Origin of the sequence: Litoribaculum gwangyangense (assembly GCF_039543505.1) — a bacterium.
In the GTDB taxonomy this organism is placed as follows: Bacteria; Bacteroidota; Bacteroidia; order Flavobacteriales; family Flavobacteriaceae; genus Litoribaculum; species Litoribaculum gwangyangense.
The window spans coordinates 474,394-498,451 of sequence record NZ_BAABJW010000004.1 but is presented as its reverse complement, the minus strand read 5'-3'; the positions used below and the strand labels follow the sequence as shown (position 1 = coordinate 498,451).

Here is a 24,058-nt window from a genome sequence, read left to right as displayed (position 1 = left end):
AGTCTCAAAAATTATCAATGAATTACAAAGAAGCACTTCAACATAATATCTTTAAAATCATTTCAAAATCAGCCTCTCAATTAGGTTTTGAAAGCTATGTGATTGGAGGTTATGTTCGTGATTTTATTCTAAAACGTGGACAAGTAAAAGACATAGATATTGTAGCTGTTGGAGATGGCATTAAATTGGCTGAACAGGTGGCTAAAAACCTACCCAATAATCCTCAAGTACAGGTTTTTAAAACTTATGGTACTGCCATGTTAAGGTATGATGATATTGAAATTGAATTTGTTGGTGCCAGAAAAGAATCTTACACTGAAAACAGTAGAAACCCATCTGTTAAAAATGGCACGCTTCAAGATGATCAAAACCGACGTGATTTTACCATAAATACCTTAGCTCTCAATTTAAATGAAGCCCAATTTGGTGATTTACTTGATTCATTTGCAGGTGTGAAAGATTTAGAAAACAAAATCATTAGAACACCCCTAGACCCTGATATCACCTATAGTGATGATCCTTTAAGAATGATGCGCGCCATAAGGTTTGCCACTCAATTGGATTTTATAATTGAAGAACAGTCACTCAAAGCCATTTCAAAAAATAGTGATCGAATTAAAATCATCACCAATGAGCGCATTGTTACCGAATTAAATAAAATTCTTGAAAGTAAAAAGCCCTCTATTGGCTTTTTGTTATTAGAAAAAACGGGGTTATTGAATTATATACTTCCAGAACTTACCGCTTTAAAAGGGATTGATGAAGTTGAAGGTCAGCGTCATAAAGATAATTTTTATCATACCTTAGAGGTATTAGATAACATCTCTGAGAATACCGATAATTTATGGCTACGTTGGGCCGCTTTACTACACGATATTGGAAAAGCACCAACTAAAAAGTTTAGTAAAAAAGTAGGTTGGACGTTTCATGGGCATGAATTTGAAGGGTCTAAAATGGTATTTCATTTATTTAAACGCTTAAAAATGCCATTGAATGACAAAATGAAATTTGTTCAAAAAATGGTTTTGATGAGTTCTCGTCCCATTGCTTTAGTTAATGAAGAAGTAACGGATTCCGCAGTTCGCCGTTTGATGTTTGATGCTGGAGAGTTTGTGGATGATTTAATGACACTTTGCGAAGCAGATATCACTACAAAAAATGCTAAAAAGTTCAATAAATATCATAATAACTTTAAAATTGTTCGTGAAAAAATTGTAGAAGTTGAAGAACGTGATCACATCCGTAATTTTCAACCTCCTATTTCTGGAGAAGAAATTATGAAGACCTTCAATATTAAACCATCTAGGGAAATTGGAAACATAAAAGAAACCATTAAAGAAGCTATATTAGAAGGCGATATTCCAAATGAATATGAAGCAGCTTATGAACTCATGCTTAAAGAAGGAAAGCGTTTAGGTTTAAAAGTAAGTGTTTCGCAATGATAAAAATTATTAGAGCTAACTCTGAAAATATTGATTTTGTTTATCTAGTTAAACAACTCGATGAGTATTTAACTATAATTGATGAGGACGAGCATGATTTTTACAATCTATATAACAATATTGATGTTTTAAAACATACTATAATAGCTTACTTAAACAACAAACCGGTAGGTTGTGGAGCTTTTAAAAAGTTTGATAAAAATTGTGTAGAAATCAAACGGATGTTTACATCTCCTGAAGCTAGAAGTATGGGGATTGCATCAAAAATTTTAAAAGAACTTGAAGTTTGGGCAAAAGAAATAGGTTACAATTCAACCATTTTAGAAACGGGTAAAAGACAAATTGAAGCGGTTAATTTCTATAAAAAGAATCATTACCAAGTAATACCAAATTTTGGTCAGTATAAAAATATGGACAATAGTTTGTGTTTTAAAAAATGCCTTATTAAATGAAAAATAACTTTCGAAACATAGCAAAAATAACACTCGTCTTAACATATTTGGTTATTATAGCCGGAGCTTTTGTTAGAATGACCGGAAGTGGCATGGGATGCCCAGACTGGCCAAAATGCTTTGGATATTATATTCCTCCCACAGAACATGAGCAACTCAAATGGAAACCAAATCATGAATACAAAAAAGGGCAAGTCATCATCTTAGATGAATCTTTACAAGTTGCCAAAACAGATTTTATAACATCTGATGTTTTTACAAAATCCAATTGGGAAACCTACTCCAAACATGATTATGCTGTTTTTAATCCATGGCACACGTGGGTTGAATATGTTAATCGCTTATTGGGTGCCTTAGCTGGTTTAGCAACTCTAATTATGGCCATAGCATCCATTAATTATTGGAAAAAAAACAAAGTCATTACACTGTTATCTGTTTTTGTAGTATTGGGTATGGGTTTTCAAGCATGGTTGGGAAAAACTGTAGTAGATTCAAACCTAGCGCCATTAAAAATAACCATACATATGGTTATGGCTTTGGTTATTGTAGCAGCCATTTTATTTATTATCCACAAAACAAATAATAAAATCAATAACTATAAATACAACTCAACTTTTAAAAACATATTAATTTTTGCATCGTTTTTAACATTGATTCAAATAATTTTAGGTACCCATGTAAGACAATTTGTAGATGAACAGGCTAAAATTTTAGGAGAAGAAAACACAAGTCTTTGGTTAAACAATCCAACTATTACATTTTATATTCATCGATCGTTTTCCATAATTGTGTTGTTGGTAAATGGCTATTTATTCTACTTACTCAAAAGAGCAAAACTTAACTTAAAAAAGCTAAACTGGGTTGTTTCCATTTTAATTTTAGAGGTAGTATCAGGTATTTCCATGGTTTATCTTCATTTCCCTTTTGGGTCACAAACCGTTCATTTAGTATTGGCAAGTATTTTATTTGGTGTTCAATTTTATCTTGTTTTAGAAACATTTAATGCCAAAAACATACCTCAAACTTTGTAAATTTGCATTTTAATTTTTCATTATGATCTACAGATTTAGAGTTATTTTAGATAATGACACCGATGAAGATATTTTTCGTGATTTAGAAATTCGTGAAACGGATACTCTTGAAGATTTACATAACATCATCACACAGTCTTTTGGATTTGATGGCACCGAAATGGCATCCTTTTATATTAGTGACGATCAATGGAACCAAGGAGAAGAAATTTCATTATTCGATTTAAGTGAAGATGCTTCTGCACGATTAATGAATGAAACGGCGATTAATGATGTAGTTCATGAAATTTCACCAAAACTTATATATGTTTACGACTTTTTAAGCATGTGGACTTTCTTTGTAGAACTTGCTGAAATTGTTGACGAAACTGAAGGGCATGACTACCCTAACCTCATGTTTGTTCAAGGGCAAGTGCCCGATAATGCTCCCGAAAAATTATTTGAAGCAGACGATGACGATTTTGATGAATTTGAAGATGGTTTGGATTTGGATGACTATGATAATCTAGACTTTGACGAAAACTGGAATTAATTTCATTTCAAATTCTCCAAATTAACATTCTCATAATTACGCGTTAAAAACTCCAAGGAAAACTTTAAAATTTCACCCATATTCTTGCAATTTTTAAAATTGATATCTTGGGTGTATTCAAAAATGGTAGTCTTGAGTAAATCAATATTTTCTTCTTTAGAAATAGAATCTTCCAACATACAGGCCAAGAGTTCGTCTATTCTATCGTGAAAACTTTTTAAGCGTTTTACCAAAATAGAACGTTCTTCAGTTTTATATTGGTGTATGGATAGTTTTTGCATACTTTCTGTAACCAACTCCACCATTTTTAAATTCTCTTTAAAAAACTGAGGACGGTAAATATTGAACTTCCCTTCGTAGGACTGCTGATCAAAATCAATAGGACGAATCTTATAAACCACATGGTCAAAATCATGCGTGGGAACAATCACATAATTGTAAGATCGCATATCGCCCAAAAGCCGAATCATACATCGCTCGTTAAACTTAACAAACTCTTTCGCTATTTGAGATTTTTCAGATTTATCGCATTTATCCAAAAAATTCTTAATGAAGTCGTCTCCTGGAATACCCGCAATATGCTCTTCAATCAACGTATTTTTGTAAACTAAAAAATTCAAGTTATAAGGCGACAGCATATGTTCCAATTCCAGCCCATAAACCCTTGAAGCATCAGCCGTTTTTACATAAAAATAGGTGTAATTATCGTTTAAAATATTTCTGATTTTGATGCGGAAAGGTTTAGAATTCCCGAAAGTACAGTAATCAATAGCATCCACATTTAAAAAAGGTATGGTGTCTTCATTTCCGTCAGAATGTAAAATGGTATATACTTTTTTTAGGGACAAATCAATTTCTTCCCTTTCAAAATCACTATAGTAAACCCGTATCCAAAGCGTGTCGTTATCCTCTTTATCATACACTACAATGGACCCTTGAAAACGTAACAAATCATCATAAAAAATAGGTATTTTTATATTTCTGTTATACTCCGTTAAATAATCGTGTAACTTTGATGATATAGGAAACGACGGCTTTTTTTTAGATATTTTTAAATCTTGCATACACTTGTAACTTATTCAAATTTAAAGCTTTTATTAATATCATTGTAACAAAAATTGAAGACCATCGTCATACTTTTGTAACTAACCACTGCTAATTTAACCATTGGCATTAAAACCATTATAGCTTGGAACCTATTCTTACAATTAACAATCTCACTAAAAAATTTGGCTATTTAACCGCAGTAAAAGATCTCTCTTTCACTATAAACAAAGGTAATGTATATGGTATTTTAGGACCTAATGGAAGTGGAAAATCCACCACGCTTGGTATTGTTTTAAATGTGATTAATAAAACTGAAGGCAGTTTTCATTGGTTTGACGGAAATACTACCACACATAATGCCTTAAAAAAGGTTGGAGCCATTATAGAACGTCCCAATTTTTATCCATACATGACGGCTTCACAAAACTTAAAGTTGGTTTGCAAAATAAAAGGTGTAAACAAGAGTAAGATTGATGAAAAACTTGAAATTGTCGGCCTTTTAGAACGAAAAGATAGCAAATTCAGAACCTACTCGTTAGGTATGAAACAGCGTTTAGCGATTGCATCTGCCCTATTGAATGACCCCGAAATTTTAATTCTTGATGAACCTACCAACGGGCTAGATCCCCAAGGAATCCACCAAATTAGGGAAATTATTAAGCAAATTGCTAGGCAAGGTACCACTATTTTATTGGCTTCACATTTATTAGATGAAGTTGAAAAAGTTTGTTCTCATGTGGTAGTACTTAGAAAAGGTGTGAAATTATATTCTGGACGCGTTGATGAAATGATTTCCAGTCACGGATTTTTTGAATTGAAATGTGATAAACAAGATGAGTTAGTTAAGTTATTAGAAAATAACAAAAGCTTTGGAAAAATCAAAGTACACGACCATTTGGTGACCGCCTTTTTGAATGAACCTATGAAATCGGATGATTTTAATAAATTTCTATTTGAAAAAGGTATTATACTTACCCATTTAGTACAACGCAAAGAAAGTTTGGAAGAGCAATTTTTACAATTAACCGATAACCAAAATAACTAAACCCAACCTCATGCTAAGACTTTTAAATTTAGAATTACAAAAACTATTACTTAATAGAACTAGTAAAATACTAATTTTTGTATCTTTCATATTACCATTTTTTGTAATCCTTCTATCCTCATTAAAAATAAATGTTTTTGGTTTTTTTACCTTAGAATTGGGTGAATTGGGTGTTTTTAACTTTCCAATTATTTGGCATTTAACTACCTTTTTTGCGGCCCAATTCAAATTCTTTTTTGCCATTGTTGTAGTAAGCATGATTGGTAATGAATATAGTAACAAAACCCTGAAGCAAAACTTAATAGATGGGTTAAGCAAAAGAGAATTCATTTTGTCAAAATTCTATACTATTGTTTTCTTTTCAATGTTATCAACCATTTTAATAGGGTTAATTTCACTATGTATTGGTCTCTATTATTCCAGTTATAATGAATTTAATATCATACTAAGGGAAACTAACTTCCTAGTGGCCTATTTGGTTAAACTAGTTGGTTTTTTTAGTTTGTGTTTGTTTTTTGGAATGCTTGTGAAACGTTCCGCTTTTGCATTGGCATTCTTGTTCATTCTCTACTTAGTAGAATGGTTGGTATTTTGGGGTGCTTATGAAATTTTTGGAAATGCCAGTGATGCTTTTAAAATTAAAAACTTCATGCCTTTGGAATCCATGTATAAACTCATAGATCAACCTTTTCAAAGAATCGCAATGACCAAATTTCCTGATAAGGCTGAATTATCTTATGACTATACAGTTCATTGGTATGAAATTGCTATTGTTTTAGGTTGGACTGCCGTATTTATCTTTTTATCGTACAGATTATTAAAAAAGCGGGATTTGTAATATCTTTACAGGCATTTGCTATGTAAAGATGAAAAAAGGAATATTACTTGCCGTTTTTAGTATTATAGGCCTGAGTGTTTTTGGACAATTCGAAGCTTCAAACTGGTATTTTGGAGAAAATGCAAGCATTAAATTCAATCTTGGAAATAACACCATTACAAGACCACAAGATGGCCAATTAAACACACGTGAAGGGTGTGCTTCCATATCTGATGATTTTGGTAATTTATTGTTCTACACTGACGGTATAACCATTTGGAACCAAAACCATAGTATAATGCAAAATGGCTTTGGGCTTAATGGCGATTCTTCAAGTACGCAATCTGCTATTATTGTTCCGAAACCACAAGCCGAAAATATTTATTACGTTTTTACAGTTGACAATCGTTTGGATGGATTTGATTTTGGGCTAAATTATTCTGAAATAGATATGACTTTAGATGGTGGCTTAGGTGCTGTGGTTGTTAAAAATACCAACCTATTACCTATCTGTTCAGAAAAAATTACTGCTGTTTTAAAAGATTGTATTACTAAATCTATTTGGGTAGTTACTTTGGCCTCAGAAAATGGTAATACAGATTCTTTTAACACGTACCACGCTTTCGAGGTTACCAGTAAAGGGGTAAATACCTCCTCTGTAAAATCAAATTTTAATTTATTTATAACAGATGCCAGAGGCTATTTAAAATTATCTCCAGATGGCACTAAAGTTGCGAGTGCCAATGTTGGTGGTGGATTATATATTTATGATTTTGACGTGTCTACTGGTAAATTATTAAATCAGCAACAATTAACCATTAACTCCGGTAATGGGGGTATATTTCCTTATGGTGTTGAATTCTCACCTAATAGTCAATTGCTTTATATTCATGCTTCCAATGATTTTTTTGATAGAGAAAACCCTCAAAGTTCAGAAAATCCAAACAATCATAAATCCACGTTAACACAGTTTAATTTGAATGAAGCCGATATCCAAGGAACTCAAATTACTTTAGAAAATCGTGACCTTTACCGTGGCGGATTGCAATTAGGTCCCGATGGTAAAATTTATAGAGCTCTGAGTGCCACCTATAATCAAGGCTTACCAAATTTAGGGGTTATACAAAACCCAAATACCGTTGGGTTGGGGTGTAATTATATCCATAATGCCATCAATTTGTCTCCTTTTAGATCTTCACAGGGATTACCACCATTTATTGCTTCATTTTTCAACACAGAAATTGATATTATTAAAAATGGTGAAAGCTCTAGCAACCTAGCAATTTGTGATGGGGATACTTACATCTTAAGTTCAGAAATTATTCCTGGAGCCACCTACATATGGACAAAAGACAATGTAGTTTTGGGGGATACAGATTTTGATTTAGAGGTTTTTGAAGCAGGTAGATATGAAGTATACATCGATCCAAACAATGGGGATTGTGCTATTGAAGGACAAGCATTTGTTGAATTCAATCCAAATCCCGAAGCTTTTAATTTTACATTATTACAATGTGATGAAGATGGTGTTCCTGATGGACGCACCTTGTTCAATCTCACTGAGGCCAATAACAGTTTGAATGGTGGAGTTTCTGGTTTAAATACCAGATTTTATACAGACCCCAGTAGAACCATTCCTATCAATGATACTTTTTTTAGGAATACCATAAACCCCCAAATAATATATGTTGAAGTTATAAATAATGAAACTGGATGCAGCAGCTATTCTGAATTAACACTGGATGTAAGTGTTACAGACGTAAATGATGTTGCTTTTCCTCCTTTATGTGATGATGATGGTATTGAAGATGGACTATATGAATTTAATTTAAATGATGCCGATAATTTAATTCTGAATAGCCTACCTATAACTGGATTGGATATTTCATATTATGAAACCTATGATGATGCCCTTCTGGAGCAGAATGTCTTAAATACATCATACACCAATACCAAACCATTTAGCCAAACCATTTTTGCCCGAGTAGAAAACGACAATAATTGTTATGGCATTAGCGAATTAACTCTTACTGTTTTGGAATTGCCCGATATTGCAACCCAGGATGTTGTATATTATTGTTTAAACAAATTCCCTGAAAGTATTGCCATTAATGCAGCGTTATTAAATGATTCACCAAATAATTACAGTTACAATTGGTCATCCGGTGAGAATACTTATGAAATTCAAGTGAACCAAGCTGGTGCTTTTAATGTCACTGTAACCAATGCCAATGGTTGCTCCAAAATAAGAACCATAAACGTTGAGCCATCAAACCTAGCCTCCTTTGAATCTATAGAAGTTTTGGATGTTACCACTAATAATACGATTACCGTATTCGTCTCGGGTGAGGGGCTTTATGAGTACAGTTTGGTTGATAGTAATAACATATTAGTGGCTCCTTACCAAGAAAGCAATGTTTTTGAAAACGTATCTCCAGGCATCTACACAATTTATGTTAGAGATATTAAAAATGATTGTGGAGAGGTAAATACTGGTGTTTCGGTAATTGGTTTCCCTAAATTTTTCACTCCAAATGATGATGGCTACAATGATACTTGGCAAGTTTATGGAGTCTCAGAAATGTTTCAACCTAACACCAAAATACTCATTTTTAATAGGTTTGGTAAGTTGGTTAAGGAATTAGACCCCATTGGAAATGGTTGGGATGGTACTTTCAACGGTGGTAAACTGCCCAGTGATGACTATTGGTTTTCAGTAAAATTGCAAGATGGACGAATTTTTAAAAACCATTTTACTCTTAAATATTAAACGAAACAACCAATTAAATTGTATTTACCCTAATATTTTTGGGTTTAAATAAAAAAAAATCTACATTTCGTTTAAATTTTTCCTTTAATAAAGGATTAATTTTCACCAAATAAACCCAAATAGAAAAGCCTACAATCTATGAGATTTTTTTACTACATCTTAATTATATGTATATGCAGTAGTAATTTTGCTTTTTCTCAACAAATTTCTGTAGATGATAGTGTGGGTTTAGAGGCTCTTATCCAGAATAATTTGGTTGATGGTTGTGTCGATATTTCAAATATTAGTTCATCGGTTAATGGTAATTCAACAGGATTAAACAGTTACGCCTATTTTGAAAGAGCTGGCTCCAATTTTCCTTTTGAAAATGGTATCATGCTTTCTACAGGCGCTGCAGCATCTGGAGGTAATGCAGTTAGAACACCAACTTTAAGTGAAGGTTCTTCCACTTGGGGAACAGACCCTGATTTGGAAACCGCCCTAGGTATAACCAATACGGTGAATGCGACATCTATTGAATTTGATTTTGTATCGATCTCAAATCAATTTCAGTTCAATTATCTATTGGCTTCTGAAGAATATTTTGGTATAAATCCATGCCAATTCTCCGATGGTTTTGTCTTTCTTATAAGAGAAGCAGGTACTACAAATCCTTACCAAAACATTGCATTAGTTCCTGGAACCACTACACCGGTAAACACCAACACCATTCACGATGAAATTTTTGGAGTTTGTGCTGCTGAGAACGATCAATATTTTGATGGTTACAATATTGGAGATACCAATTACAATGGGAGAACAACCGTGTTAACTGCTTCTGGAAGCATTGTCCCTAATGTAACATATCACATCAAATTAATTATTGCCGACCAAACAGATGGGACTTTTGATTCAGCGGTATTTATAGAAGGAGATAGTTTTAGGATTCTAGACTTGGGTCCAGATATTGAAACTTGTGCAGGCTCTGTGACATTAAATGCTGATTTACAAAATCCTTTAGCATCATATGCTTGGTACAGAAATGGTATTTTAATTTCTGGAGCAACTAATGCGACATTTAATGCTGTTCAGGACGGCACATATAGAGTTGAAGTTTCAGTGCCAGTTAATGGTTCAAATTGTTTAGAGGAAGATGAAATTATTGTTGTTTTAAATACTGAAGAACCTATAAGTGCTATTAGTAATTTTGAATTATGTGATGACTCTACTGATGAAATTGAAATATTTGACCTTAGCTTAAAAGATTCCGAATTAATTGCTAATATTCCCTTTACCAATTATGATTTTTCCTATCATTTTTCTGATGCTGATGCAAGGAGCAATACTAATCCCATACTTACACCAATTGCCAATACCACAAATCCTCAAACCATTTATGTTAGAATAGATGATCTGGACAGTAATTGCTATTCATACACTACATTTAATTTAATAGTAAACCCAATACCCAATATAGTAAACCCAACCCCTTTGGAAGTTTGTGATACTGATGATTTCCCTGATGGTTTTGCAGTTATATATTTATCTGAAAAGAATGACGAAATAACAAATGGAAACAACAACTTATTTGTTACCTACCACTACAATATGTTAGATGCCAATTCTGGTAACAACCCTATACCTATCCCATATATCAATTCCAATAGCCCTACAGATTTAGTTTACGTAAGAATAGTAGATACTGTTACTGGCTGTGTAACTACCACCGTATTAAATGTTAATGTTACCATAAGCCCCATCGTAAATAGAGATACACAATACCTTGATGCTTGTGATCGCGACCTTGATGGAAATGCTACATTTGATTTAACTGAAGTGATTGATGATATCTTAAATGGTTTAACAGGTGTTACTACAACATTTCACATTAGTTTTGCAGATGCCGAAACTGGTGATAACATCATTGCTGACGAATCAAATTACCAGTACACCAATGCCATTAATGAACCTGGTTCTGCAACACTTTATCTAAGAATTGTTGATAATGCCTCTGGTTGCTACTCGATTGTTCCTTTTGAAATACATACCAATTTATTATTGACAGGAACAGATACAGGTGACTTTGCACTTTGTGATGATAATGATGATGTAAATGACACATTATTATTTGATTTATTTGTTGTACAAAACAATATAGCAAATGATTTACCCGGTACAATTACCGTGACATTTTTTGAAACTGAGGCCGATAGAGATAGCAATACAAATGCATTAGATAAATCACAATTATATCCAGCGGTTAGTCCACAAGTTTTATATATAAGAATTGATAATGGTGAGTGTATTGAAAACACGGAAATAACTTTATTGGTAAACCCCATATTGTTATTTGATAATGTTGTTTTACCTTATTGTGATAACGATGACGACGGTATTGCCAGCATTGATTTACATTCATTGGATGATATCATAACAAATGGTAACATAAACTTTACTGTAACCTATTTTGATAATCCAACAGACGCAGACATCAATAACATTGCAAACCAATTACCGCCTTTTTATAATAACACAAACTCAATTGAAACCCTTTACGCTAGAATAGAAAGTATCAATTCTGGATGTGCAACAGTTAATCCATTTCAAATTGAAGTATTAGTTGCACCATCAACCACCACACCAAGCGATATCATTATTTGTGATACAACTGATGGCAACCCAGATGGTTTTTCAATTATAAACCTTAATGATAAAATACCTGAGATAGTTCCTAGCACCTCAGGCTTACAAATTGATTTTTTCACCTCACTCGATGACGCCAACAATAATACCAATATGATTCCTACATCAAACAGAGACGCCTATAACACGAATACTCAAACCATATATATTCGTATTGAGGATATTGTTAGTGGTACTGGATGTTATGCTATTGAGTTTTTTGAAGCCATTATAAATACATCACCTGTAATACCTTCAGGTATAGAATTTAAAGTTTGTGAAGATGATGGAGATTCTTTTGCAGACTTCTTACTAGTAGAGAATGACCCTGCAATTTTAAATGGACAAACAGGAAAAGAAGTTTATTATTTTGAAGATCCAATAGATGCTACCAATGGTAATTTAGCAAATGCTATTGATAAAAATAGTTTGTACCAGAACATTTCCAGTCCTCAAACCATCTATGTTCGAGTTGAAAACACAACGGATCCAAGTTGTTTTAACACCTCTTCCATAATCATACAAGTAGCTCCAGACCCTATTTACGACCCTATTATAGATTATCTTGTTTGTGATGATGATAGTAATGATGGTAGAAATGAATTCGATTTAGCGGCAAAAGCTGAAGAAATAAAACTAACCTCGCCTGATGAGTTGAATATTTCTTTTCATTTAAATCCCATAGATGCTGGAAATAATTCCAACCCTTTACCAGCTACCTATACCAATGTTACCAATCCTCAAAGTCTTTATGTTAGGATAGAAAGTGACGATTCATTATGCTATATAGTAGAGGAGCTTGGAATCAACATTATTGCAACTCCTGATATAACTGAAGTTACCGCTCCATTAATTGAATGCGATGCAGATTATGATGGTTTTACAACTTTTGATTTAACAACCGCCGATTTTCAGATTCTAGATAGAGTTCAAAGTAATTTGAGTGTCAATTATTTTGAAAATTTATCAGATATCAACCCAAACGATGGCAGGGATAATACAAATGAAATTCCAAATCCAACGGCATTCATTTCAAATACCCAAACAGTTTATATTAAAGTAGTGAATTTATTAACTGGTTGTTATAGTATTAACTCCCTCGATCTTATCGTCAATTTACCTCCACCAATTAACACCATAGGAACCATTGAAATATGTGATAATGAAACAGATACATATAATTTATCATTAATAAACGCTTTGGTTGTAGATGATACGTCTTCAGTAAACATATCGTTCCATAATGCTTTTAATGATGCAGATGACAATTTATCACCATTAAATAATATTTATAACTATACATTAAATAACCACACTATTTATATTAGAGTCTCAGATATTTCAACAGGTTGCCATATTACGACTTCTTTCAATTTACAAATAAATCCAAATCCAGTTTCTAATACACCTTTTGACTTAATAGATTGCGATGACGATTTTGATGGTTTTTTAGACTTTAATTTGTTATCTCAAAACAGTGCAATTTTAGGTTCATTAAGTCCTTTAGATTATACCATCACTTACTATAGCGATATTAATGACGCTAATACTAAAACGAATCCCTTGTCACTTACCCATTCCGGTTTCAATGAGGAAATTATTTTTGCTAGATTGGAAAACAACAATACAGGTTGCTTCGATGTAACTCAATTTACAATTTATGTAAACCCCTTACCAATTATTCCTATAGACGATTTTGTGCCATTATGTATCAACGATTTACCCTTAATTATTGATGCTTACACAGGAAATCCAGATGACACGTATTTATGGTCAACTGGAGCTACCACATCACAAATTCAATTAGATAATCCAAACCAAATTGGGGATTATTTTGTTACGGCAACAACACCCAATAGTAATTCTAACGACTGTTCTTATACAAAAAACTTTACCGTTATTGAATCGGAAAATGCCAATATAAACTTTACGACTAAAGTTGATTTTGCCGACCCAAATAGCATCACCATAGATATTAGTGGCATAGGTGATTATGTGTTTATTTTAGATGATGGTGAACCACAAACTTCCAATGTTTTTGAAAATGTAACATATGGTCTTCACATCATTACAATTAGAGACTTAAATGGTTGTAAAGATGTTACCACCGAAGTCGTTGTGATAGATATCCCTAAATTTTTCACACCAAATAATGATGCCATTTTTGATACATGGCATATAGTTGGCATAAGCGAAATACCGGGAACCATTGTGTATATTTATAACAGGTATGGAAAACTCTTAAAAACATTACCGCATACATCCGTTGGTTGGGATGGTACTTTTAATGGGCAAAATATGCCTTCAGATGATTATTGGTTTGTTGCTAATGTGATTCAAAATGGAGAATCTTTTGAGGTAAAGGGACATTTTGCCTTAAAAAGATAAATACTTTTTAACTCTAAAATTTCTCTCTAAAATACTTATAAACTACCTTTTTTATGCTTTCATCTAAAAAGAATAAACCATGAAGTATTTTTTCAGTCTAATATGTTTAATTAGCATATTTTAGAGATTATTTTTAGTTTAATACAGAGAGAAACATCAACAACAATGGGAAAACTTTTAGTTAAAAAAAGAGTATTCTTTATCATAACATTTTTTATTACTTTTTTCGGGTTTTCTCAATTAAGTAAAACACATTATATACCACCACTAACCTATGCAGATTCTAACAGTTCATTACCTCAAGATCAATATATTTATATTTCAACACCTTCCAGCCAAAATGTGCCTTTTGTAATAAGGCAATTAGGACAACCAATATCTTCAAATATTACTGGAACGGTTTCTAATGCCATACCAACTATAATTGAAATAACAGGAAATAACAGTGGTGACAACCAACTATTTATACCTTCTGGTCAAACAAGCGTGGTAACATCAAACAGAGGGTATATTATTGAAGCAGAAGCCCCTATATATGTATCTATACGAATGAATGGTGCCACTTCTGGTGCTCAGGCAGGGGCTTTGGTTAGTAAAGGTCTTTCTGCATTAGGAACAGCATTTAGAGTTGGATCGTTTACTAATGAAAACCCTCAAGACAATTACTTGAATTTTGTTTCTGTTATGGCTACAGAAGACAATACAGTAGTTAATTTTAATGATTTACCTGCTGGTTTAAACATTTTAAACTACACTGGTACAACTCCTATAAATAATATCTCTTTGAATGAAGGAGAGAGTTATACAATTGCCACCAATAGTTTTGCCACACCTGTAAACCGAGATGGTTTAATTGGTTGTTTAGTGTCTTCAGATAAACCAATCGTTGTAAACTGCGGTTCTGCAAATGGAAGTTTTCATAATGGAGGAGCAAGGGACTATGGTATAGATCAAATTGCTGGATTATCAAAAGTAGGAAGAGAATATATTTTTGTTAGAGGTGGAGGAGCAGACGGTTGGGAAAACGTACTCATTGTTGCACACTCAAACAACACTTCAATTAGCATTAATGGTAATGCCCCGATAGCAACAATAAATGCAGGAGATTATTACCTCATTGAAGGAAATAACTACAATGCAAGTGGCAATATGTATGTAGCCACCTCTGAAGACGTATTTGCTTACCAAGGAATTGGTGGGAATAGTGAAGCGAATCAGGAAATGCTATTTGTACCACCTTTAAGTTGTGAAACCAGAGGTAATATTGACAATATCGCAAATATCGATTTAATTGGTAATACAATTTATAGTGGAGGTGTTTCTGTTGTTACAAAAGTGGGTGCATCGGTAACAATTAACAATTTACCTTTATCCAACTATAGTACTACTGGTCCTAATAACGTAGATGGAAAAAATGATTATGTGACTTACAGAATTACTGGATTGAGTGGAAATATCTCTGTTCAAGGAAATGACGAATTGTATGTGGCTTATTTTAACCAAAATGGTGCCGCTACATCAGGAAGTTTCTACTCTGGATTCCCCACAAATCCAGAAATAAACTTCGATGCACAACTTGCGGCCTTAGGCAATTGTATTCCTAACATCACACTAGAAGCAGCAAACGCACAAAACTTTGATATCTTTGAATGGTTTTTTGATGACGGAAGCGGCTCTGGTTTTCAATCCGTTCCAGGATCATTAAATGTAGCATCTATAACGCCTACAATTCCTGCGCGATATAAATTGGTGGGTACCATAACCTGCACAGGAGAAACACTTGAATCTGTTGAAGTTCCAGTTAGTATTTGTCCAGATGATATTGATAACGATGGTATTATTGATAATTTGGATATAGACAATGACAATGATGGTATTTTAAACTGTACAGAGTCCAGAGGTGATGTAGTTGTTAATCTAAATAATTTAATCAATCCAATCCTCGAATTTCAAGATGCAACTACCAATGCATTAATAACATCAGGAACTTATACACCCACTAGCAGTTCAGGTGGAAATGTCTCCCTTGTTGGTAATGCAGTTGGAACCTTCACCAGCAATGTTGCACCAGCCACAAGTGCTGAAGGGAATTATTCTTTGGTTTTTAATGAATCTGTAAACGTTAAACTATCCGAGGATACTGCATACACCCATACATCGGTTGATGGTGAATATTTCATTGTGAGAGTGTTCCCTGTTAATAAAAATATTACTTTGATAGACCCGGATAACCGTCTGTTGGTTGATTCTAATTTTAAAAATGATTTTGAAACCGGTATCACACAAATTTCAGGTTCAGAAATTCGTTTTAAATATAACCCTTCACCATTAGGCACAACACCTTTTGCTTTTTTTGCAAATCAAGTGGATGGGTTTTCATTCATACATAGATTGGAGAACATCACTGATACCTCAAATTTTCAAGCTAATGTTTCTCTTACTTGTTTCAAAAATGATAAGGATGGTGACGGTATAAAAGATGAACTAGACCTAGACAGTGACAACGATGGTATTCCTGATATCATTGAAAACCAAGCTACATTGGTAGCTTTATCTGGAATTGATGCAGATGGTAATGGATTAGACGATATTTTTGATATTAATGCATTGCCTATTGATACCGATACTGACGGTGTTTTAGATTTTTATGATTTAGATAGTGATAATGATGGAATTTATGATATTAACGAAGCCGACCCATTATTTAGTTTCTTATCAGATACTGGTACATTAGGCATAGATGATGGTCCAGTGTTTGGGGTGAATGGTTGGACGGACAGAGCAGAAACTACTCCTGACAGTAATCTTATAGCCTACACTCCGGATGATATCGATGGTGATGGTATATTTTCTTATTTAGATTTAGATAGTGATGGTGATGGTTGTAATGATGTTATTGAAGCTGGTTTTACAGATTTGAATAATAATGGATTATTGGGAAATACTCCAACACTCTCTGATGTGGATATGAATGGTAAAGTTATTGGGGCTGGGGCAACTGATGGTTACACACTGTTACCAAATAACAACTTTATTACCGCTGCACCCATCATAATAACAACCCAACCTATAAGTGTTGAAATTTGTGAAGGTTCAGACCATAATATTTCGCTGATTTCTTCAACCTTTGATACCATACAATGGCAAGTATCTACAGATGGTGTAAATTGGAATAACATAATTGATAATGCGGTTTATAGTGATTCCCAAACCAACAGTTTATTAATCACCAATACACCCTTAGCATTCAATGGAAACTTATATCGTGCCTTTTTAAACAGAAATGGTAATAGTTGTGGATTGTATTCTGATGAAATTCAAATTACAGTAAATCCATTACCTGTAGTGAACTCTCCAATTGTTTTAATACAATGTGATGATGACGATTTAGCCACTTTAGGTTTCAGTTTCTTTAATTTAACAGAAGCTAATAATGAAATTTCAACCAATGCAACGAATGAAACTTTCACTTATTTTTTAGAGGAAGTTGCGGCAATTTCTGGTGATATTACAAGTCCTGATTATATTAGTAATATAACGGTATTTAAAAATAGGACTATTAATTCTGATGTGGTTTGGGCAAGAATAGAATCTTCATTTGGTTGTTCCAGCGTTGCACAAATTCAATTGAATGTTTCTACCACCGCTATTCCCTCAAACTTTTTGGCTACTTTCAATCAATGTGATGACTTTTTAGATATTGATGGAAATAATACAGCAAATAATAACAACAGAGATGGTATAGCGACGTTTGATTTTAGTAATGTAACAGCTACTATTTTAAGTTTTATCCCGTCAGGGCAAAACCCATTACCACCGCGCTATTATAGAAATGAAGCCGATGCTTTAGCTGAAGTCAATGAAATAACCAATACTTCAAATTATCGAAATATAGGATATCCTAATTCACAACTTATCTATGTTCGGGTTGATAGTGCCATTGCCAATGATTGTCTTGGTTTGGGTACACATATTTTATTAACCGTTGAACCCTTACCTATTTTAAACCCCATAAATATGCCAAGGCAATGTGATGATGATAATGATGGTAATTTTCCTTTTGATACTTCGCAAGTTGAAAGCGATTTATTAGGTTCTCAAAACCCAACTGACTTTACTATAACTTATTTTGATGAAAATGGAAACGCTTTACCAAGTCCGCTGCCAAATCCATTTTTAACCGGCAGTCAAACCATAACCATTCGGGTAACTAACAATGCTACTCTAGCTCCAGATGGGCCATGTTATGATGAAACAACACTGGAATTTATTGTTGATGAGCAACCTGCCGCCAATCCAGTAGCACAGCAAATAGTTTGTGATGGTGATGCAGGCGATATTGACGATGATGGATTTTATCCTTTCAACACTTCAACTTTCACAAGTACTATTTTAGGTTCGCAAACGGGTATGGAAATTTATTATAATTACATCGATGAAAATGGGAATAGTGTGGTAGATAGCTCAACTTTACCAAACCCCCTTAACTCAGAAAACCAAACTATTGTGGTTGAAGTAGTAAATCCAATAAATACAAATTGTAGAGCAGTAACCAATATCGACTTTATAGTGAACCCATTACCAGAATTTAGCATAGCAACTCCGCTAATTGTATGTTCATCAGACCCCACTTTTTCAATTGTTTTAGATCCTATTGAGACTAATACCACGGAAAATTTTGACTACCAATGGCTATTTTCTAGTTCAGATGGTACCATTTCAAATCAATTTTTATCAAACGATTCAAACATTACCATTTCAAATCCAGGAACCTATACCATTACGTTAACAAAAACTGATGGTACAGGATGCTCAAGAACCAGGGAGGTTTTTGTTGACGCTTCAGAATTGGCAACTATCACTCAAGATGATATAACTATTGTAGATCTTTCCGAGAATAATTCTGTTACAGTTGACACAACAAATCTTGGTCGAGGTGATTATGAATTTGCCTTAAGAGAGGATGGCTCTAATTTCATAGTTTATAAAGAAGAACCTTTCTTCGATAATGTAAGAGCAGGGTTTTATACCTTGTATGTTAAAGATGCTATTTGTGGTTTTGTGACCTTAGATATTTCGGTTATTGGACACCCAAAATACTTTACCCCAAATGGGGATGGCATTAATGACTTTTGGCAAATAAAAGGACTCAACCAAAATGTACAACCTAGTAGTAGTGTTTTAATATATGATCGATATGGCAAATTGATAAAACAATTATCGGTACGATCAAATGGTTGGGATGGAACATATAATGGCGCTCTATTACCAACTGACGATTATTGGTTTAAACTCAATTTAGAAGATGGCAGGGAGTTTTCAGGGCACTTCACTTTAAAACGCTAACTCCTATATTTTGCGTAATTTTGCAAGATGAAATTCAAAATAGAATCAGAATTTAGTCCAACTGGTGATCAACCTGAAGCCATAAAACAATTAGTTCATGCTTTGAATTCCAAGGAAAGGTATCAAACTCTGCTTGGTGTTACAGGGTCTGGCAAAACCTTTACAGTTGCTAATGTTATTGAGAAAGTTCAAAAACCCACTTTAGTTTTAGCACACAATAAAACCCTGGCCGCCCAATTATACTCTGAGTTCAAACAGTTTTTCCCAAATAATGCAGTGGAATATTTTGTATCGTATTACGATTACTACCAACCCGAGGCTTACATTCCTGTTTCTGGTGTTTACATTGAGAAAGATTTGTCCATTAATGAAGAAATAGAAAAAATGCGATTGAGTACCACCTCTTCACTCCTTTCGGGTCGTCGTGATGTTTTGGTGGTAGCCTCTGTTTCTTGCTTATACGGTATTGGAAACCCTGTTGAATTTCAAAAAAACGTCATTACATTAGAACGTGATCAAGTCATTTCAAGAACAAAATTGTTGCATCAATTGGTACAAAGTTTATACGCAAGAACAGAAGGTGAGTTCAATCATGGAAACTTTAGAATTAAAGGTGATACGGTTGATATTTTCCCGAGTTATGCTGATGATGCCTTTCGCATTCATTTCTTTGGTGATGAAATTGAAGATATAGAAGCCTTTAATATTCAAACTAATGAAGTCATTGAAAAATACGATCGCCTTAATATTTATCCTGCCAATATGTTTGTGACGTCTCCTGAAGTATTGCAAAATGCTATAAAAGATATCCAAGACGATTTGGTAAAACAGCACGATTATTTTAAAGAAATAGGTAAACATTTAGAAGCTAAACGTTTAAAAGAACGGACGGAGTTTGATCTAGAGATGATTCGAGAATTAGGCTACTGTTCTGGAATTGAAAACTATTCTAGATACCTTGACGGAAGAGCTCCAGGAACACGTCCTTTCTGTTTATTAGATTATTTTCCAGATGATTATCTTATGGTGGTTGATGAAAGTCACGTAACCATTTCGCAAGTGCACGCCATGTATGGTGGCGATAGAAGCCGAAAAGAAAATCTCGTAGAATATGGTTTTCGACTTCCAGCGGCCATGGATAACCGGCCTTTAAAATTTGAAGAGTTTGAAGCCTTACAAAACCAAGTTATTTATGTGAGTGCAACGCCTGCGGATTACGAATTACAAAAAACTGATGGTGTTTATGTGGAGCAAGTTATTCGTCCCACAGGTTTATTGGATCCCATTATTGAGGTGCGTCCAAGTTTAAATCAAATTGATGATTTAATAGAAGAAATTCAACAGCGTGTTGAAAAAGACGAACGCACATTGGTTACTACCCTAACAAAACGGATGGCAGAAGAATTAACCAAATATTTAGATAGAATTCAAATTCGTTGTCGCTATATACACAGTGATGTGGATACCTTGGAACGAGTTGAAATCATGCAAGATTTGCGTAAAGGGCTATTTGATGTATTGGTTGGCGTTAACTTATTGCGCGAAGGATTGGATTTACCTGAGGTTTCATTAGTTGCAATTTTAGATGCTGATAAGGAGGGATTTTTACGTTCAGCGCGTTCATTAACCCAAACCGTTGGTAGAGCTGCAAGAAACCTAAATGGAAAAGCCATAATGTATGCCGATAAAATAACCAACAGCATGCAAAAAACCATTGATGAGACCAATTATAGGCGTGAAAAGCAAATAGATTACAACACCAAACATAATTTAATTCCGAAGGCACTAAATAAAAGTTTAGATAATGCCTTATCAAAAAATTCAGTAAGCACCTATAGTTATGAATTAGAAGCCGCCAAAGCCGCTGAACCTGAAAGTGAGTATTTAAGCAAAGGAGAACTGGAAAAGAAAATTCGCGATAAGCGAAAACTCATGGAAGAAGCAGCTAAAGCATTGGATTTTATTGTTGCTGCTAAATTACGTGATGAAATTAAAAGTTACCAAAATAAACTAGAAAAGCTAAAGGTTTAACCTTTAGCTTTTCTAAAATAGTAGTATCTAATTTCAAAAATCAACACTTAAATTTTTATTATTGAAAATACTCAACAATAAAATAGATATACTAATTATATTGTGTTTTAAAAATATCTATTAAAACATCAGGTGGTACGATTTTATTTGGAAAACTTTCCATTAAGTACAATACCTTAGTAATAGATTCATGGCTTAGCCCCATTCGTAATCCAAAATTATATAATTTTATAGCGCCTGCTGAATTGTTGTTTTCCTCACCATATTCTTGCTCAATATTCATTAACAAAACCAATCTATGAAACTGAACAATTCGCTCACTATGAGATTTTAAATGTGTGTATGAAACTGGATTTTCCAATAAATATTCAAAATCCTCTCGAGATATATCTAATTGTTTTGCTACGCCTAACAAAAAATTATATTCGATTTTTATAATATCTTTATCATATTTAGCAAAAGCAATCATTTCAGATAAAAGACTCAATTTTTCTACTCTATTAACCATTTCTAAGGGATTAATTAATTACAATATAAAGTTAAGCAGAAAAGGCTTTTAATAATCGTAGATATAATGTAACTTATCGAAAAGTAGATAGTATTTGGTCGTAGATTTTATCTATTTCATCACTGAAAGATTATTATTCAGCTAATAAAATAGCATTTCATCATTTTAAACCAAAAGTTTTATACACATAAATAAAATAATAAAATATTGATTTTCAATTAATTAAAATTAAAATTTCGTTGTAAAATTGATGCCATAAAAAAATTGTAAATAGAGTATCTTTACCAAGAACATAAAAACGCTAGTTTCGATATATCAATTTTTAAAAATCGATAAAATGCATACTTAAATAAGGACTTAAATTAAGATAATGACAAATAATGATATTTTAAAAAAATTACGGGTTGCTTTGAAGTTTCGTGATGATGATATTGTGAAAATTTTGGAGCTTGTTGATTTTAGAATTTCCAAAAGTGAACTTGGAGCCTTTTTTAGAAGAGAAGATCACCCAAAATATATGGAATGTGGTGATCAAATATTACGTAACTTTTTAAACGGTTTGGTTATTCATCTACGAGGACCTATGCCTAAAAAAGAAACCATTAAAAAGCAGGAAAAACCAAAATCGAATTATAAAGAACAAAAAAAGAGCAACTAAAAAAGTTGCTCTTTTTATTTATTTCCTATTTAGTAATTATGCTAATACTTGTTGTACTTTGTCAGCAGCTTCTTGAAATTCAGTAGCACTTAAAACAGCTAAGCCTGAATTATCTATTAACTCTTTAGCAATATCCGCATTAGTTCCTTGTAACCGCACAATAATGGGAACATTAATGTTACCCATATTTTTGTAAGCATCTATAACCCCTTGTGCTACTCTATCGCAACGAACTATTCCACCAAAAATATTAATCAAAATGGCTTTTACAGCTGGATCTTTTAATATAATCTTAAAAGCAGCTTCTACCCTAGCAGCATCAGCTGTTCCCCCAACGTCTAAAAAGTTTGCTGGCTCGCCCCCTGCTTGTTTAATTAAATCCATGGTTGCCATAGCTAAACCTGCACCATTTACCATACAACCCACATTACCATCAAGATCTACATAATTCAAACCTTTTTCTCCGGCTTCAACTTCAATAGCGCTTTCTTCTCTAATATCACGTAGATTCACATAATCTTTATGTCTAAAAAGAGCATTATCATCTATGGTCACTTTAGCATCAACCGCCATAATTTTATTGTCGCTCGTTTTTAATACAGGATTTATTTCAAATAAAGAAGCGTCCGATTTTACATAGGCAGTATATAGAGCAGAAACAAACTTTGTCATTTCTTTAAAAGCATTTCCTGACAAGCCTAAGTTGAATGCAATACGTCTGGCCTGAAAAGGCATTAAACCTACAGTTGGATCGATTTCTTCTGTAAATATTAAATGTGGTGTTTCTTCGGCTACTGTTTCAATATCCATACCGCCTTCGGTAGAATACATAATCATATTACGACCTGTACCTCTGTTTAATAAGACAGACATATAAAACTCATCCGTTTCGCTTTCACCAGGATAATAAACATCTTCAGCAACCAAAACTTGGTGTACACGCTTCCCTGTAGCTGCAGTTTGCGGCGTAATCAAATCCATGCCTATAATCTTTCCTGCAATTTCCTCAACCTCCTGAAGATTTTTGGCAAGCTTAACACCACCACCTTTTCCACGACCACCAGCGTGTATTTGAGCCTTAATAACATACCAACTGGTTCCTGTTTCACTAGTTAATTGTTTAGCAGCTGCCACCGCTTCTTGAGCATTTTGTGCAACAATACCACGTTGAATACGTACACCAAAACTGCTTAATATTTCTTTACCTTGATATTCGTGTAAATTCATAATTTGCCTAAAAGTTTAATAGGCACAAAAGTAAATAATCATGTTAACTTACCCTAATATTTAATTATTAAAACTTACAATTAAAGTTAATATCTATTTAATG

The 24,058-nt window shown here is 33.4% G+C and carries 14 protein-coding genes; 11 read left to right on the top strand and 3 right to left on the bottom strand.

The annotated features are described in order from the left end of the window. Nucleotides 1-17 precede the first annotated feature (17 nt). The 4 genes from ABD963_RS13445 to ABD963_RS13430 are packed head-to-tail and all read left to right on the top strand — an operon-like array spanning nt 18 to nt 3,457. The gene (locus ABD963_RS13445; RefSeq protein ID WP_345277645.1) at nt 18-1,442 is read left to right on the top strand and encodes a CCA tRNA nucleotidyltransferase; all 1,425 of its coding nucleotides are present in this window, start codon (nt 18-20) and stop codon (nt 1,440-1,442) included. Further along, nucleotides 1,439-1,894, top strand: coding sequence for a GNAT family N-acetyltransferase (locus ABD963_RS13440; protein WP_345277643.1), 456 nt, complete (start codon nt 1,439-1,441; stop codon nt 1,892-1,894). Before ABD963_RS13445 ends, ABD963_RS13440 begins: the two co-directional genes overlap by 4 nt. Further along, nucleotides 1,891-2,925, top strand: coding sequence for a COX15/CtaA family protein (locus ABD963_RS13435; protein WP_345277641.1), 1,035 nt, complete (start codon nt 1,891-1,893; stop codon nt 2,923-2,925). The genes ABD963_RS13440 and ABD963_RS13435 overlap by 4 nt, the downstream gene beginning before the upstream one ends. Nucleotides 2,926-2,947: 22 nt before the next feature. Then, nucleotides 2,948-3,457: an IS1096 element passenger TnpR family protein gene (locus tag ABD963_RS13430; RefSeq protein ID WP_345277640.1), complete on the top strand. Its 510-nt coding sequence runs from the start codon at nt 2,948-2,950 to the stop codon at nt 3,455-3,457. A 2-nt stretch (nt 3,458-3,459) separates the two neighbouring features. On the opposite strand, the gene ABD963_RS13425 is transcribed toward ABD963_RS13430, so the two are convergent. Next, entirely contained in the window at nt 3,460-4,521 is a 1,062-nt protein-coding gene (locus ABD963_RS13425; protein WP_345277638.1) for a hypothetical protein, read from the bottom strand. Between the two features lie 125 nt (nt 4,522-4,646). Here ABD963_RS13425 and ABD963_RS13420 point away from each other — a divergent pair, with 125 nt between their 5' ends. The 6 genes from ABD963_RS13420 to uvrB all read left to right on the top strand — a co-directional run bounded on the left by ABD963_RS13420 (nt 4,647) and on the right by uvrB (nt 21,562). After that, a complete protein-coding gene (locus tag ABD963_RS13420; protein ID WP_345277636.1) occupies nt 4,647-5,549 on the top strand; it encodes an ABC transporter ATP-binding protein in 903 nt (300 codons plus the stop codon). Nucleotides 5,550-5,559: 10 nt separating this feature from the next. Then, the gene (locus tag ABD963_RS13415) at nt 5,560-6,387 is read left to right on the top strand and encodes an ABC transporter permease subunit (protein ID WP_345277634.1); all 828 of its coding nucleotides are present in this window, start codon (nt 5,560-5,562) and stop codon (nt 6,385-6,387) included. Between the two features lie 28 nt (nt 6,388-6,415). Next, on the top strand, nt 6,416-9,136 hold the full coding sequence (locus ABD963_RS13410) for a T9SS type B sorting domain-containing protein (protein ID WP_345277632.1): 2,721 nt from the start codon (nt 6,416-6,418) through the stop codon (nt 9,134-9,136). Between the two features lie 138 nt (nt 9,137-9,274). Further along, entirely contained in the window at nt 9,275-14,185 is a 4,911-nt protein-coding gene (locus tag ABD963_RS13405; RefSeq protein ID WP_345277630.1) for a choice-of-anchor L domain-containing protein, read from the top strand. Between the two features lie 165 nt (nt 14,186-14,350). Continuing rightward, nucleotides 14,351-19,531, top strand: coding sequence for a T9SS type B sorting domain-containing protein (locus ABD963_RS13400; RefSeq protein ID WP_345277628.1), 5,181 nt, complete (start codon nt 14,351-14,353; stop codon nt 19,529-19,531). A gap of 27 nt (nt 19,532-19,558) precedes the next feature. Continuing rightward, nucleotides 19,559-21,562, top strand: a complete 2,004-nt coding sequence (gene uvrB / locus ABD963_RS13395; protein WP_345277626.1) for an excinuclease ABC subunit UvrB — start codon at nt 19,559-19,561, stop codon at nt 21,560-21,562. Between the two features lie 91 nt (nt 21,563-21,653). Here the strand turns inward: uvrB and ABD963_RS13390 are convergent, their stop codons facing one another. Continuing rightward, the gene (locus tag ABD963_RS13390) at nt 21,654-22,070 is read right to left on the bottom strand and encodes a TerB family tellurite resistance protein (protein WP_345277624.1); all 417 of its coding nucleotides are present in this window, start codon (nt 22,068-22,070) and stop codon (nt 21,654-21,656) included. A 370-nt stretch (nt 22,071-22,440) separates the two neighbouring features. Here ABD963_RS13390 and ABD963_RS13385 point away from each other — a divergent pair, with 370 nt between their 5' ends. Next, the gene (locus ABD963_RS13385) at nt 22,441-22,728 is read left to right on the top strand and encodes a DUF1456 family protein (RefSeq protein WP_345277622.1); all 288 of its coding nucleotides are present in this window, start codon (nt 22,441-22,443) and stop codon (nt 22,726-22,728) included. Nucleotides 22,729-22,764: 36 nt separating this feature from the next. On the opposite strand, the gene sucC is transcribed toward ABD963_RS13385, so the two are convergent. Further along, complete coding sequence (sucC, locus tag ABD963_RS13380) at nt 22,765-23,955, bottom strand: ADP-forming succinate--CoA ligase subunit beta (protein ID WP_345277620.1); 1,191 nt, start codon at nt 23,953-23,955, stop codon at nt 22,765-22,767. Between the last annotated feature and the right edge of the window lie 103 nt (nt 23,956-24,058).